Consider the following 14,446-nt stretch of genomic DNA (forward strand, 5'->3'; position numbering starts at 1 on the left):
CCATACGCGCATGTGCCCCCAGGACCCGCACACTCAGCGTAATCCCACGATCACGACCTCGGTCCCGGCGATCCCGGAAACGCCACCATTCGCCACCCCTTCGAATGAACTCCCGATGGCCTGTACGCGATTCACTTGACACGGGACGGCCGGGAATGAGCGGAGCGAAGCACTCAGGGGCGCGCGCAGCCGACCACACCACCCGGCGCGCTTCCGTACGCCGCCTGGAACGGGCGGACGACGGGCGGCGGAAGCACGCAGAGTTACGACATGCGTCCGTAACGTAACCATCGGTGCGTCGAACCCGTTGGAGGGGGTATGGGCTTCACGATCGGCGGCATTCGCGAGATCCGCTCCGGCGCGCGCAGGCGCGGTCGCTCGTCCGAGTGCACCGCCGTCGCCGAATTCACGGGACTGTGGGGCTGGGACGTCGTCCCGGGCGCCCGGGCCGCGGCGGGCGCCTGCTCCTGCGGCCGCCCCGACTGCCCCGCACCCGGCGCGCATCCCCTGGACTTCGCTCCGCGTGTCCCCGCCGGCGCCACCCTCGACGACGTGACGAGAAGCTGGGCGGAGTTCCCGGGCGCCTCGGTGATGCTGCCGGTGGGGCGCGCGTTCGACGTGATCGAGGTGGCCGGGGCCGCCGGGCGCCGGGCCCTGGTCCGCCTGGAGCGCATGGGCCTCCCTCTCGGGCCGGTCACCGCCACCCCCGAGGGCCGCACCCAGTTCTTCGTCGCCCCCGGCGCCGCCGCCGAGCTGACCAACCTGCTCTACCGCATGGGCTGGGACGACCCGGCCGCCCTCGACCTGCGCGGCCTCGGCCCCGGTACGTACGTCACGGCCCCGCCCTCCGACCGTGGCGGCCTCGGTCCGGTGCACTGGCTGCGCCCGCCCGCCCTGGACTCGGCGACCAGGCCGCCGGAGGCCAGGCTGCTGCTGGGGACGCTGGCGTACGTCGCCCACCGGTCCCGCGCGTAGCACCACCGCCGTAGACAGCGAAGCGCCCGCCCCCTGACGTCACCTGGGGACGGGCGCTTCTCACCGCTACCGGATCCGGGAGCGGGTCACTCTCCGATAAGGGCGTCAACGAACGCCTCCGGCTCGAACGGCGCCAGGTCGTCCGCGCCCTCTCCGAGACCGACGAGCTTGACCGGGACGCCCAGCTCGCGCTGGACGGCGACCACGATGCCGCCCTTGGCGGTGCCGTCGAGCTTGGTCAGCACGATGCCGCTGATGTCGACGACCTCGGCGAAGACCCGGGCCTGGACGAGACCGTTCTGCCCGGTGGTGGCGTCGAGGACGAGCAGCACCTCGTCGAGCGGCGCGTGCTTCTCGACGACCCGCTTGACCTTGCCGAGTTCGTCCATGAGCCCGGTCTTGGTGTGGAGCCGGCCGGCGGTGTCGATGAGGACGACGTCGACGCCCATCTCCTTGCCTTCCTTCACCGCGTCGAAGGCGACGGAGGCGGGGTCACCGGCCTCGGGACCGCGCACGGTGTGGGCGCCGACCCGCTCGCCCCAGGTCTGCAGCTGGTCGGCGGCGGCGGCACGGAAGGTGTCGGCGGCTCCGAGCACGACGGTCCGCCCGTCGGCCACGAGCACGCGGGCGAGCTTGCCGGTGGTGGTGGTCTTTCCGGTGCCGTTGACGCCGACGACCATGACGATCCCGGGCTTGCGGTCCTCGGGCTCGGTCTTCACCGTGCGGTCGAAGTCGGTGCCGATCAGCGTGAGCAGCTCCTCGCGCAGCAGGCCGCGCAGCTCCTCGGGGGTGCGGGTGCCGAGCACCCGCACCCGCTCGCGCAGCCGCTCCACCAGTTCCTGGGTGGGCTGCACGCCGACGTCGGCGGTGAGCAGGGTGTCCTCGATCTCCTCCCAGGTGTCGTCGTCGAGGTGCTCGCGCGAGAGCAGCGTGAGCAGACCCTTGCCGAGGGCGTTCTGGGAACGGGACAGACGGGCGCGCAGGCGTACGAGACGCCCCGCGGTGGGCTCCGGGATCTCGATCTCCGGGGCCTCGACGACAGGCGGCTCCTCGACCGCGACCCCGGTCGAGCCACCGTCGGGAAGATCCACCTCCTCTATCGTGCGGCGCGGTTCGTCGCGCGGCGTCTCGGCCTCGTCGCCGACATGCGGCTCGGCCGGAGGCGCGGTGATGTCGGGGGCTGCGGGGGGCGGCGGGGGCAGCGGCTTCTTGCGCCGGCTGCCGACGACGAGCCCACCGAGCACCGCGAGCACGACAACGGCGATGACTACAGCAAGGATGACGGTTTCCATAACGCGTCCAGTATCCATCCCGCCTCGGCCGGGGGCCCGGCTCCCCGGGGCGGGTGTCTCCACATCCCTGGTTACCTGACGGTCTGTCAGCTACGGTCCCCCCACATTCGCCGAAGGGGGTTTCCCATGCCCGTCACCGTCGTCCGTTTCAACCTCGTCGCTCCCGGCGCCTCCCCGTCCGAGCTGGGCGTGCGGTACCGGGCCGCGCTGGAGATGGCCGCGTACGCCGACGAGCGCGGGGTCACCACCGTGCAGACCGAGGAGCACCACGGCGTGGACAACAACTGGCTGCCGTCGCCGTTCGCCTTCGCGGGAGCGGTGCTGGGGGCGACCCGGCGGCTCGCGGTCACCGTCTCAGCGGTCATCGGCCCGCTGCACGACCCGCTGCGGCTCGCCGAGGACATCGCCGTACTGGATCTGCTGAGCGGGGGACGGCTGGTCACGGTCGCCGGGATCGGGTACCGGCCGGAGGAGTACGCCCGCGCCGGCGTGGACTGGAAGCGCCGGGGCCGGCTCCAGGACGAGCTGCTGGAGACCGTACTGAAGGCGTGGACCGGGGAGGAGTTCGAGTACCGGGGCCGTACGGTACGGGTCACCCCGCGTCCGCAGACCGAACCGCACCCCCTTCTCCTGGTCGGCGGTTCGTCCAGGGCCGCCGCCCGTCGGGCCGCGCGGCTCGGGCTGCCCTTCTTCCCGAGCGCTCATCTGCCGGAGCTGGAGGCGTACTACAAGGAGCGGCTGGTGGAGTACGGGACGCAGGGGTGGACGATGATGCCGGGCGCCGAGACGCCGTTGCTGCACGTGGCCGAGGATCCGGACCGGGTGTGGGCGCAGTACGGCGGGCACTTCCTGCACGAGGCGCGGACCTACGCCTCCTGGCAGTCCGGTGAGATCCGCTCGGCGGTGCGGTCGGGGGCGGCGACGGTCGAGGAGCTGCGGGCCGAGGGGGTGTACCGGATTCTCACGCCGGACGAGTGCGTGACGCAGGAGCTCGACAACTTCGTCCTGCATCCGCTGGCGGGCGGGATGCCGGTGGCGGAGGGGTGGCGGAGTCTGCGGTTGTTCGCAGAACGGGTGCTTCCGGCGCTGGAGGGCTGACCTGCGCCCGCCTCGACGCGATCGCCCGCGAGCGCCGTCATGAGTACGCCGCCCCCGGCCGGGCAGGGGCCGGGCCGGGGGCGGCGGACGGGTACGGGGAGAGGGGCAGCGGGGACTTCGCCCTTCTCCCCGGGTACGCGGGGGTGGTCAGCCCATCTCCTCCAGCGCCTTGCCCTTCGTCTCCTTGACGTACTTGAGGACGAACGGGATCGAGAGGGCCGCGAAGACCGTGTAGATCACGTAGGTGACGGAGAGGTTCCAGTCGGCCAGCGACGGGAAGCTGGCGGTGATGGCCCAGTTGGCGATCCACTGCGCGGAGGCGGCCACGCCGAGGGCGGCGGCGCGGATCTTGTTCGGGAACATCTCACCGAGCATGACCCAGACGACCACGCCCCAGGAGAGGGCGAAGAAGAGGACGAAGACGTGGGCCGCGATGAGCGCGGTCCAGCCCTGGGCGGCGGGCAGCTTGCCGTCGACGAGGTCGAAGGAGAAGGCCCAGGCCTCCAGTGCGAGGCCGATCACCATGCCGACCGAGCCGATGATGGCCAGTGGGCGGCGGCCGATGCGGTCCACGAAGATCATCGCGATCACGGTGCCGACGATGTTGATGATCGAGGTGGTGAAGGAGTAGAAGAACGACTCCGTCGGGTCGACGCCCACCGACTGCCACAGGGTCGAGGAGTAGTAGAACGCGACGTTGATGCCGACGAACTGCTGGAAGACCGAGAGGCCGATGCCGATCCAGACGATCGGCTTGAAGAAGAAGCCTCCGCCGAGCAGGTCCTTGAAGGTGGACTTGTGCTCGCTGTTCATGGCGTGCTCGATCTCGGCCACGCGGGTGTCGAGGTCGGCGGACTCGCCCTCGACCTCGGCGAGGATCTCGCGGGCGCGCTCACGCCTGCCGACGGAGATCAGGAAGCGCGGGGACTCGGGGATGGCGAAGGAGAGCAGTCCGTAGAGGACGGCCGGGACGACCATGACGCCGAGCATGACCTGCCAGGCCTCCAGACCCATCAGGGTGCCGCGCTGGTCACCGCCGGCGGAGTTGAGCAGACCCCAGTTGACCAGCTGCGAGACGGCGATGCCGATGACGATCGCGGCCTGCTGGAAGGAGCCGAGGCGGCCGCGGTAGGCCGGCGGGGCGACCTCGGCGATGTAGGCGGGGCCGATGACCGAGGCCATGCCGATGGCGAAGCCGCCGACGACCCGCCAGAGGGCGAAGTCCCACAGGGAGAAGGGCAGGGCCGAGCCGACGGCGCTGACCGTGAACAGCACGGCGGCGATCTGCATGACCCGGATGCGGCCGATGCGGTCGGCGATCCGGCCGGCGGTCGCGGCGCCGATCGCGCAGCCGATCAGGGCGATGGCGATGACCTGGGCAAGGGCCGCGGAGCCGATGTCGTAGCGGTCCCGGATGGCTTCGACGGCGCCGTTGATCACGGAGCTGTCGTAGCCGAACAGGAAACCGCCCATCGCCGCTGCCGCCGCGATGAAGATGACGTGCCCGAGATGATCGGGGTGAGCCGTCCCGGCTCCTGACGTGTGCGGGTGCGCTGTGCTGGTCACGTTCAACTCCTAAGGCCACCGGCAACGTTGCCTGAAGGCAAAAACAACGTGGACGACCCTATGCCTTCAAGTTTCGAAATCTCTAGGCGAGAGTGTGTGAGAAAACAGGCACGTTTAAGGGGACTGTGTTCAAGAGTTGAAGAAGTGAGGCCTAGCGCAACCGCTGGCTGATCACCTTGGACACGCCGTCGCCCTGCATGGACACGCCGTACAGCGCGTCGGCGACCTCCATGGTCCGCTTCTGATGGGTGATCACGATCAGCTGCGAGGACTCCTGCAGCTCCTGCATGATGCGGATCAGCCGCTGCAGATTGGTGTCGTCGAGGGCGGCCTCGACCTCGTCCATGACATAGAACGGGCTGGGCCGCGCCTTGAAGATCGACACCAGCATGGCGACGGCGGTCAGCGACCGTTCACCGCCGGACAGCAGGCTGAGCCGCTTGACCTTCTTGCCCGGCGGCCGGGCCTCCACGTCCACACCCGTGGTGAGCATGTTGTCGGGATCGGTCAGGATCAGCCGGCCCTCACCACCGGGGAACAGCCGGCCGAAGACCCCCTCGAACTCCCTCGCCGTGTCCCGGAAAGCCTCCGTGAAGACCTGCTCGACGCGCTCGTCGACCTCCTTCACCACCTGCAGCAGGTCGGCGCGGGTCTTCTTCAGGTCCTCCAGCTGCTCGCTGAGGAACTTGTGGCGCTCCTCCAGCGCGGCGAACTCCTCCAGCGCCAGCGGATTCACCTTGCCGAGCTGCTGATAGGCCCGCTCGGCGGCCTTCAGCCGCTTCTCCTGCTCGGCCCGGACGAAGGGAACGGGCTGGTTGCGCGGATGCTTGGGGTCCTCGGGCAGCACCTCTCCCTCGGCGGGCGGGGAGGGCGGTACGAGCTGATGGGGACCGTACTCGGAGACGAGGCCCTCGGGCTCCACGCCCAGCTCCTCCAGCGCCTTCGACTCCAACTGCTCGATCCGCAGCCGCTTCTCGGCACCCAGGACCTCACCCCGGTGCACCGAGTCCGTCAGCTTGTCCAGCTCGGCCTTGAGATCGCGCCCGGCGGTACGGGCCGCGGCCAGCTCCTGCTCGCGGCGCGCCTTGGCGGCCTCCGCGGCGACGCGCTCCCGCTCCCCCCGCCCCAGGGACACCTCGACGTGGGCGAGCAGTTGCCGCGCCCCGGAGGCGACGGCCTCGGCGACGGCGGCCTCGTGCCGCAGCCGGGCCCGCCGCTGCTCGGCACGCGCGCGTGCCTCGCGTTCCGCCCGCGCGGCCCGGTCCAGCGACTCGGCCCGCCCGGCGAGCCCCTTGACCCGCTCCTCGTGCGTACGGGCCTGGAGCCGCGCCTCCATCTCGGTCTGCCGCGCGTTGGCCCCGTCCGCGGCGAGCCGGTCCCGCACGGAGGTGTCGGGCTCCTCCTCGACGGGCATCTCCTCGGCCACGGCCAGCCGTTCGGCCAGTTCCTCGGCCTCCTCCACGGCCCTGTCGAGCGCTTCCTGCGCACGCGCCGCCGCTGCCGTGGACCGCTCGGCCTCCCCGGCGGCGCCACGCGCCTGGCCCGCGAGCCGCCCGAGCTGCTGGGCCACGGCCGACTTCTCCCGGTCGGCGGCCCGGCGGCGCTCCCCCAGCTCCTCGACCAGCGCGGCGCACTCCTTGCGCCGCTCACCGGCCGCGTGCTGGGCCTCGGCCAGTTCCTCGCAGCGCACGGCCAGCTCCTCGAGCTCGGCGGCGGCCTCGTCCACGGACGCCTGCACTTCGAGGAGGCTGGGCGCCCCGGCGGACCCGCCGTGCGCGAAGTGGGCGCCGAGCAGGTCGCCCTCGGCGGTGACGGCGGTCAATTCCGGATGCCGGTGGATCAGCTCCTCGGCGTCCTCCAGGGTGTCCACCACGACGACACCGTGCAGGAGGCGGCGTACGGCGGGCATGAGGTCCAAGGGAGCGCGGACCAGGTCGGCGACGAAGAGGAGGGCGCCTTGAGGGCCGGCGGTCGCGGATTCGTCGTGGCCGGTCGCGCCCAGCGGCGAAGCCGCGGTCGGCCTCTGCCCCGCGTCGCCCCGGGGCGCTTCCGGCGCCCCCGCCAGCAGCAGCGCCGCTCGCCCCGCGTCCTGTTTGCGCAGCAGGCGGAGCGCGTCGGCCGCGGAGGCCGGGGTCGTCACGGCGATCGCGTCGGCGGCGGCACCGAAGGCGGCGGCCAGGGGGACCTCGTAGCCCGGGGTGATCGTCAGCAGTTCGGCCGCCGGGCCCAGCAGGCCGGTGAGCCGGTCCCGCGCGCCGAGCAGCGCGCCCGTGCCGTCCTTGCGGCGCAGGCCCAGGGCCAGGGCCTCGTGGCGGGCCTGGGTCGCGGCGCGCCGGCGTTCGGCCGCGGTGGCCGCCTCGCGGGCGGTGGTGAGGGCGGCCTCGGCCTCGGCCAGCTGCCGTTTCGCCGCCTCGTGCCGCGCGGCGAGTTCGGCGTCGCCCGCGTCGAGGCCGTCGACCTCCGCCTTGAGGGCCTCGTACTCCTCCTGCGCCGCGAAAGCCCGCTCCTGGGCCTCGTCCCGCGCCGCCGCCAGACGGTCGATCTCGGCCTGGGCGGAGGCTGCGCGCGAGCGGGCCGCGTTGACCTGGCCGTTGAGCCGGGCGAGCCCCTCGCGGCGGTCGGCGATGGCGCGGGCGACGTCCTTCAGACGGCGTTCCTCGAGGGCGAGTTCGCGCTCCAGGTCGGCGCGGTGGGCGACGGTGTCGTCGAGGGCGCGCTGGGCCGCTTCCAGGGCGGCCTCCAACTCCGCCTCCTGCTCCCGGACACGGGCGGCCTCGCGCTCCATGTCCTCGGGGTCACGGCCGCGCCGCTCCTCGGGCGGCGCGGAGGTGGCGCTCTTCACCCGGGCGTCGGCGAGTGAGACCGTGCCGCGGACCCGTTCGGCGAGCTGGGAGAGCTCGTACCAGGTCTGCTGGGCGCGCTGGAGGCGCGGGGTGAGCCGGCGGACCTCGTCCTCCAGGAGCGCCTCGCGCTGGAGGGCCTTCCTCAACTCCTGCTCGGCGGCCTCCTTGCGTTCCTTGAGCGCGGCCTCGTCGGCCACCTCGGCCTGGAGCGCCTCGCGGAGTCGTACGAGGTCGTCGGCGAGGAGGCGGAGACGGGCGTCGCGCAGGTCGGCCTGGATGACGGCGGCCCTTCTCGCCACCGCCGCCTGCCGGCCCAGCGGCTTGAGCTGACGCCGCAGCTCGTCGGTCAGGTCCTGCACGCGCGCGAGGTTGGCCTGCATCGCGTCCAGTTTGCGGAGCGCCTTCTCCTTGCGCTTGCGGTGCTTCAGGACGCCCGCCGCCTCCTCGATGAAGGCGCGGCGGCCCATCGGGTCGGCGTGCAGGACGGAGTCGAGCTGGCCCTGGCCGACGATGACGTGCATCTCGCGGCCGATGCCGGAGTCGGAGAGGAGGTCCTGGATGTCGAGGAGACGGCACGTGTCGCCATTGATCTGGTACTCGCTGCCGCCGTTGCGGAACATGATCCGCGTGATGGTGACCTCGGCGTACTCGATGGGCAGGGCCCCGTCGGAGTTGTCGATGGTCAGGGACACCTCGGCGCGGCCGAGCGGCGGGCGCCCGGTGGTGCCGGCGAAGATGACGTCCTCCATCTTGCCGCCGCGCAGCGACTTGGCGCCCTGTTCGCCCATGACCCAGCTGAGCGCGTCCACGACGTTGGACTTGCCCGATCCGTTGGGCCCGACGACACACGTGATCCCGGGCTCGAACCGGAGTGTGGTCGCCGAGGCGAACGACTTGAACCCTCGGAGGGTCAGGGCCTTGAGGTGCACGGCGCTGGACTCTACCTGCCGGGGATGTCTCACTCCATGAACCCGCGGTTTCACCCATGAACGCGCAGGGCAGACCACACGTTAAAGACAGTGAAAGGGTGGGCGGTACAGACAAGGCGCGAGCGGGGGAAAGAAAGAAGGGACGCCGAAGCGTCCCTTGCAACTTCTGACAACTTAGCGGTCCGACGCGGTTGACATGATTCGCCCAACCGCTGCGCGTGCTGTCGTGGAGCGGTGCAGCGATCAGGTGAGCGCAGGCTCCGCCTGGTGTGCGTCGATGCTCTCCATGAACCTGTCGTGAGAAGCGGCAGCCGTCAGAGCGTCGTTCTCGGCCTGGATCCGTACGAGCTCGGATTCGAGGTCCTGGACGCGCTGCTGGAGCCGTCGCATCTCGGCGAGGAGTCGCGGGTCGGAGCCGCCGACGTAACCGAGAAGCGCCTTTGCCATGATGGATGGTCCTCCACACTGAGTGACCGACCGAAGCGGTGTGGGTCGTGAGGGATTCGCACCCGCGGTGTTGACAGGATCTTGTTCGTACTGCCGTTCATCCATGCCAAACAGCTAGGTGCGCGGGGTGCTTTCAGCGTCTCACCAAAAAGTTTGACGGTCAACACGATCACGCCCCGTATTGGTGGGCAACCCGCTGGCGCGCGGCCGAAACGGCGGCGCAGCGACTCCTGCGGGACCCTCAGGGCGTGGCGATCATCCTTGCGTGCGGAGCCTGCCATCGCAAGCGATTCTTGGCAACCACCTGCTCATTTCTGCCGGGGCACATGCTGGTGGCATGTCCCCCCGCCTCTGCGGCGCCCCTGCGCGTGAGGGGCTCAGCGGATCGCGAAGCCGTCGTAGCCGCCGCGCGGTGTGTCCCATATCTCGGTGACTCCGTCCACGCGGCCGGGCGTGTCGTCACCCAGGAGCCAGTCCAGCAGGCCCTCACAGCCCTCCCGGGCCCCCTCCGCGACCACCTGGACCCGACCGTCGGCCAAATTGAGAGCAAAGCCACTCAGGCCGCCGATCTCCAACGCCTTCGCCCGCGTGAACCAGCGGAATCCCACCCCCTGGACGTGTCCGCGCACCCAGGCGACCAGCCGTACATCCTCGCTCATGGGTGCAACCTAACCGGCCAATGTCCCTCCGGGCACTTCCGTCCCCAGCGGCATGCGGTACCGTCCCGACCCAATGATTCTCATATGAAACTCACTCGATCGGGTGAGATGGGTTACTCCCAAGATCGTGTGAGACGGGTTGACCGCAAGGACGAGGAAGGCAAGGACATGGGACGCCACCGACGCTCCGCCGCCGGCCGCGCCGCCACGGGCCGCGCCACGGGGGTCACACAGACGCACGGCTCGCACGCGGAGGGCCCGGACGGACCGGACACGCTCGGCATCGCGCCGTACCTGAACCCGGAGGCGTACGCCGACACCGTCGCGCGGAGCCAGGAGTACCTGTACTCGACGGGCGACGAGCACACCGAGTACACCTGGGAGAACGAAGAGACCGCGGTGTTCGCGGCCGACGGCTTCACGCCCGACGGCGGTCCGGTGCGTCCGGGCTCCGGCCGGGGCGGCTCGGGGCGCCGTCGTCGTAAGAAGAAGGCCGGGACACCGGTCAAGGCGGGCCTGCTCGGCGTGTCCGCGGCGGTCGCGCTGGGCACGGTGGCGGTGGCCACGGGCGTGGTGCCCGGTCTGGAGAGCTACAAGCTCGGCGGCAGCACCGGCCCCGGCGACAACGTGCAGGCCGCCGACAGCCCGAGCAACTCGGCCTCCGAGCTGGGCGGCACCTCCGGCTCCGCCACCGGCCGCGGCGGTACGTCGACCAGCCGCGACGCGGGCCGCCCCGGCTCGCCCTCGGCCTCGGACGCGACCTCGCCGACCCCGTCGGCCTCCGAGTCCTCGGCCTCCGCCTCGGCCACGCCGAGCAAGACGGCCACCAAGAAGCCCGAGGTCACACCCTCGGAGGAGCCGGCGACCACCCCGTCCACCTCGAAGACGGCCACCAAGGCGCCCCAGAAGTCGGGGTCCGCGGTCACGGTCTCGGCCGAGGCGCAGGCCGCGGCCGAGGTGCTGAAGCTCGTCAACGAGGAGCGGGCCAAGGTCGGCTGCAGCGCCCTGTCCGCGAACAGCGCGCTGTCGGAGCTGGCCGAGAAGTTCAGCGACGACATGGCCGCGCGCGGCTTCTTCGACCACACGGACCCGGACGGGCTGACCCCGTGGGACCGTGCCGCGAAGGCCGGCATATCCGACCTGGGCGGCGAGAACATAGCCCGGGGTCAGGCCGACGCGGCCGCGGTCATGGAGGCCTGGATGAACAGCCCCGGCCACAAGGCGAACATCCTGAACTGCGACTTCAAGACACTGGGTGTGGGTGTCCACTTCGGGTCCGGCGGACCCTGGTGGACCCAGGACTTCGGCTACTGAGCAGGGCGAACGCGCCCCGGAGGCCTACCGGAAGACCTCCACAGAAACGATCATGCAGCGGACTGGGTCCGGCCGGCCAGGAAGACCTTCGCCGTCTCGGCGACCCGCCGGCCCAGATGCTCCGCCGTCGCCGCGTCGGCCTTGTGGACGGCGTCCGCACCCTCGTCGACGTTGGTCTGCGCGGCCGCGCCGAGGAACACGCCGAGCCGGTTGAGGTCGTGCTCGGAGGCGGTGGAGCTGTTCCAGCCGGGCAGCAGGCCGAGGTTGACCCAGTGCATGCCGAGCTGCGCGGCCAGGATCTGGAAGAACTGCAGCGTGTGCAGCTTGTCGCCGCTCTTGGAGCCGGAGTTCGTGAACCCGGCGGCCAGCTTGTCCTTCCAGGCCTGGGTGGCCCAGCGCGCGGAGGTCGCCTCGGCGAATCCGTGGAAGGCGCTGGACGCGGTGCCCATGTAGGTGGGCGAGCCGAACACGATCGCGTCCGAGTCGTCCAGCAGCGCCCACTGCTCCTCGGTGATCTCGTCGACCTTGATCAGGTGTACCTCGGCACCCGCCTCGACAGCGCCGGAGCGAACCGCTTCGGCGAGGACGAGGGTGTGGCCGTAACCCGAGTGGTAGGCGACCGAGACAACGGGCTTGGACATGGAAACTCCTCGAAATGGCACGTCAGCAGCAGTGATCAAAGGAAAGCACTAACTATGGGTTAGTGCAACCTGTTGGTTAGCGCTGCTTTCACGTACCCTTGGCACATGACCAGCACCCAGGAGCGCACGGAGGACATGGACCTCCCGTACAACGTGTTCGCCAAGGCCTGCCCCTCGCGCGGCACGCTGGAGCACGTCACGGGCCGCTGGGGCGGACTCACGCTAGGGGCGCTGTACGAGGGATCGCTGCGCTTCAACGAGCTGCGCCGCCGGGTCGACGGCGTGAGCGAGAAGATGCTGTCCCAGACGCTGCACGCGCTGGAGCGCGACGGCCTGGTGCACCGCGAGGCGCAGCCGACCAACCCTCCGCGCGTGGACTACCGGCTGACCCCGCTGGGCCGCGAGGTCGCCGAGCGGCTGCTGTCCCTCATCCACTGTGTGGAGGGCCGCATGGACGACGTCCTGGCCGCCCGCGAGCGCTACGACGGGACGCGCGGCACCCTCTGACACCTCGGGCAGAAGTAGCTGGACCGGTTCATCCACGGCCGCCTGCGCATCGGTGTGCCGCACCGCTTGCAGGGCAGGCCCTCACGGCCGTACGCGTCCAGGGACCGGTCGAAGTAGCCCGACTCGCCGTTGACGTTGACGTACAGGCTGTCGAAGCTGGTGCCGCCGACGGCGAGGGCCGCGTTCATCACGTCCCGGACATGACCGAGGAGTTCCAGGGTGCGGGGCCGGGTGAAGCCGGCCGTCGGGCGGTCGTAGTGCAGGCGGGAGCGCCACAGGGCCTCGTCCGCGTAGATGTTGCCGACGCCGCTGATCAGCGACTGGTCGAGCAGGGCCCGCTTGATGGTGCTGCGCTTGCGGCGAAGTGCCTGGTGGAAGGCCTCGTCGTCGAACAGCGGGTCGAGGGGGTCGCGGGCGATGTGCCCGATGACGTCGGGCAGGCCGTCGGGGGTGGTGTCGTGCAGCGAGAGGCCGCCGAAGGTGCGCTGGTCGACGAAGCGGAGTTCGGTGGCGAGCGCGTCGGCGAAGCGCACGCGGATGCGCAGGTGCTTCTCGTCGGGCGATCCCTGCGGCTGGACCAGCAGCTGGCCGCTCATCCCGAGGTGGGCCAGGATCGCCTGGCCGGTGTCCGCCAACGGCAGCCAGAGATACTTGCCGCGACGGCTGGGGGTGCCGATGCGGTGGCCCTTGAGGCGGTGCGCGAAGTCGTCGGCGCCGGCGAGATGGCGGCGTACGGCACGCGGGTGGAGCACCTCGGCCTCGGCGACCGTGCGCTGGGCGACCCACCGCTCCAGACCACGCCGGACGACCTCGACCTCGGGCAACTCGGGCACCGTACTCCTCCGGGCGGCTGTGGACTGGGGTGTGCGCAGCGTATCGCGGCGGCCCGCACGGGCCGCCGGGCCGGTGGCCACCACCCGTCCGTCGGCGGTGAGTGCCCGCGGCGCAGCGCGTCGCCCGTCGTGAGCCCGAAGAGGCCGGCGCCGTGCCGTCCAGGGCATACCGTCCCACGGCCTCGTCGAGGTCGCCCTCCGCGATCGCCGGCGTCCGCTCGCGCGCCGGTATGTCCCGCCGACCGCGCCGGCAGCGGGTCGAGGTCTCCGAGCCGCCGAGCGCCCGCCCCCGGTGTGGGCGGGGCGGGCGGTCGGAGGGTTGGTTCGGTTCGTCAGGCGGAGGCGGATTCGGGGTCCGCGGCGGCTTCGGCGGCCGCGGCGGCATGAGCCGCCTTCGCCGCCTGGGCGCGCTCGTCCGCCGCGGCCCGGATGGACCGCCACGCGGACTCGGCGGCCTGCTGTTCCGCCTCCTTCTTGCTGCGGCCGGTGCCGGTGCCGTACGAGACGCCTCCGACGCGGGCGGCAGCAGTGAAGGTCTTCTCGTGGTCGGGGCCGGTCTCCGTGACCAGGTACTCGGGCACGCCGAGGCCTTCGGTCGCGGTGAGCTCCTGGAGAGACGTCTTCCAGTCCAGGCCGGCACCGAGGTTCGAGGACTTCTCGATCAGCGGGTCGAACAGGCGGTGCACCAGTTCGGAGGCCGCGTCGAGGCCCTGGTCGAGATAGACCGCGCCGATCACCGCTTCGAGGGTGTCGGCGAGGATGGACGCCTTGTCCCGGCCGCCCGTGCCCTCTTCACCACGGCCGAGCCGGATGAAGGAGCCCAGGTCGAGGCCACGACCGACCTCCGCCAGCGCACGCGAGTTGACCACCGCGGCCCGCAGCTTGGCCAGCTGTCCTTCGGGCAGATCGGGGTGGGTGCGGTACAGCGTGTCCGTGACGACGAGGCCGAGCACGGAGTCCCCGAGGAACTCCAGCCGCTCGTTCGTCGGCAGACCGCCGTTCTCGTACGCGTAGGAACGGTGGGTCAGCGCACGCACCAGAAGGGCGGACTCGAGCTTGTAGCCGAGCCGCCCTTCCAGAAGCGTGTGGGACGAGGCCGTGTTGTCCGCCTTTTTCTTGGCGGTCGAGTCCGCCTTGGCGTCAGACATGAAGCCTCTCACCAGCCGCTCAGACCTCGAGGACCTGGCGCTTGTTGTAGGTGCCGCAAGACGGGCACGCGATGTGCTGCTGCTTGGGCTCGTGGCAGCGCTCGCACGCAACCAGGGTGGGGACCGCAGCCTTCCACTGCGACCGGCGGTGGCGCGTGTTGCTGCGCGACATCTTCCGCTTCGGAACAGCCACG

Annotated in this window: 13 protein-coding genes; 4 read left to right on the forward strand and 9 right to left on the reverse strand. The window is 71.1% G+C overall.

Annotated elements, in window-relative coordinates; all coding sequences use genetic code 11:
• Positions 1–318: 318 nt before the first annotated feature.
• Entirely contained in the window at positions 319–975 is a 657-nt protein-coding gene (locus ACIBVL_RS32225) for a bifunctional DNA primase/polymerase (RefSeq protein ID WP_399102681.1), read from the forward strand.
• A gap of 86 nt (positions 976–1,061) precedes the next feature.
• Here the strand turns inward: ACIBVL_RS32225 and ftsY are convergent, their stop codons facing one another.
• Positions 1,062–2,267 (reverse strand): signal recognition particle-docking protein FtsY, encoded by a 1,206-nt coding sequence (ftsY, locus tag ACIBVL_RS32230; RefSeq protein WP_399102683.1) that lies wholly within the window; start codon positions 2,265–2,267, stop codon positions 1,062–1,064.
• A gap of 126 nt (positions 2,268–2,393) precedes the next feature.
• On the opposite strand from ftsY, the gene ACIBVL_RS32235 reads away from it, so the two are divergent.
• On the forward strand, positions 2,394–3,365 hold the full coding sequence (locus ACIBVL_RS32235) for an LLM class flavin-dependent oxidoreductase (protein WP_399102685.1): 972 nt from the start codon (positions 2,394–2,396) through the stop codon (positions 3,363–3,365).
• 147 nt (positions 3,366–3,512) lie between these two features.
• Here ACIBVL_RS32235 and ACIBVL_RS32240 read toward each other — a convergent pair whose 3' ends face one another.
• The 4 genes from ACIBVL_RS32240 to ACIBVL_RS32255 form a co-directional block, all read right to left on the reverse strand.
• Complete coding sequence (locus tag ACIBVL_RS32240) at positions 3,513–4,931, reverse strand: sugar porter family MFS transporter (RefSeq protein ID WP_399102687.1); 1,419 nt, start codon at positions 4,929–4,931, stop codon at positions 3,513–3,515.
• 151 nt (positions 4,932–5,082) lie between these two features.
• Entirely contained in the window at positions 5,083–8,703 is a 3,621-nt protein-coding gene (smc, locus tag ACIBVL_RS32245) for a chromosome segregation protein SMC (RefSeq protein WP_399102689.1), read from the reverse strand.
• Positions 8,704–8,946: 243 nt separating this feature from the next.
• A complete protein-coding gene (locus tag ACIBVL_RS32250) occupies positions 8,947–9,150 on the reverse strand; it encodes a hypothetical protein (RefSeq protein ID WP_352341352.1) in 204 nt (67 codons plus the stop codon).
• Between the two features lie 377 nt (positions 9,151–9,527).
• The gene (locus ACIBVL_RS32255) at positions 9,528–9,809 is read right to left on the reverse strand and encodes an acylphosphatase (protein WP_399102691.1); all 282 of its coding nucleotides are present in this window, start codon (positions 9,807–9,809) and stop codon (positions 9,528–9,530) included.
• A gap of 168 nt (positions 9,810–9,977) precedes the next feature.
• Between ACIBVL_RS32255 and ACIBVL_RS32260 the strand changes: the two genes are divergently transcribed.
• Entirely contained in the window at positions 9,978–11,123 is a 1,146-nt protein-coding gene (locus tag ACIBVL_RS32260) for a CAP domain-containing protein (RefSeq protein ID WP_399102693.1), read from the forward strand.
• A 50-nt stretch (positions 11,124–11,173) separates the two neighbouring features.
• On the opposite strand, the gene ACIBVL_RS32265 is transcribed toward ACIBVL_RS32260, so the two are convergent.
• The gene (locus tag ACIBVL_RS32265) at positions 11,174–11,764 is read right to left on the reverse strand and encodes a flavodoxin family protein (RefSeq protein ID WP_399102696.1); all 591 of its coding nucleotides are present in this window, start codon (positions 11,762–11,764) and stop codon (positions 11,174–11,176) included.
• A 105-nt stretch (positions 11,765–11,869) separates the two neighbouring features.
• Here ACIBVL_RS32265 and ACIBVL_RS32270 point away from each other — a divergent pair, with 105 nt between their 5' ends.
• Positions 11,870–12,271 (forward strand): winged helix-turn-helix transcriptional regulator, encoded by a 402-nt coding sequence (locus ACIBVL_RS32270; RefSeq protein ID WP_399102698.1) that lies wholly within the window; start codon positions 11,870–11,872, stop codon positions 12,269–12,271.
• Here the strand turns inward: ACIBVL_RS32270 and mutM are convergent.
• The 3 genes from mutM to rpmF all read right to left on the reverse strand — a co-directional run bounded on the left by mutM (position 12,244) and on the right by rpmF (position 14,445).
• Entirely contained in the window at positions 12,244–13,104 is an 861-nt protein-coding gene (mutM, locus tag ACIBVL_RS32275) for a bifunctional DNA-formamidopyrimidine glycosylase/DNA-(apurinic or apyrimidinic site) lyase (RefSeq protein ID WP_399102700.1), read from the reverse strand. The two genes, ACIBVL_RS32270 and mutM, sit on opposite strands and share 28 nt — an antisense overlap.
• A gap of 332 nt (positions 13,105–13,436) precedes the next feature.
• A complete protein-coding gene (rnc, locus tag ACIBVL_RS32280) occupies positions 13,437–14,252 on the reverse strand; it encodes a ribonuclease III (protein ID WP_399102702.1) in 816 nt (271 codons plus the stop codon).
• Positions 14,253–14,271: 19 nt separating this feature from the next.
• Complete coding sequence (rpmF, locus tag ACIBVL_RS32285; protein WP_003951102.1) at positions 14,272–14,445, reverse strand: 50S ribosomal protein L32; 174 nt, start codon at positions 14,443–14,445, stop codon at positions 14,272–14,274.
• Position 14,446: the final 1 nt, after the last annotated feature.

Origin of the sequence: Streptomyces sp. NPDC049687 (assembly GCF_044465285.1) — a bacterium.
In the GTDB taxonomy this organism is placed as follows: domain Bacteria; phylum Actinomycetota; class Actinomycetes; order Streptomycetales; family Streptomycetaceae; genus Streptomyces.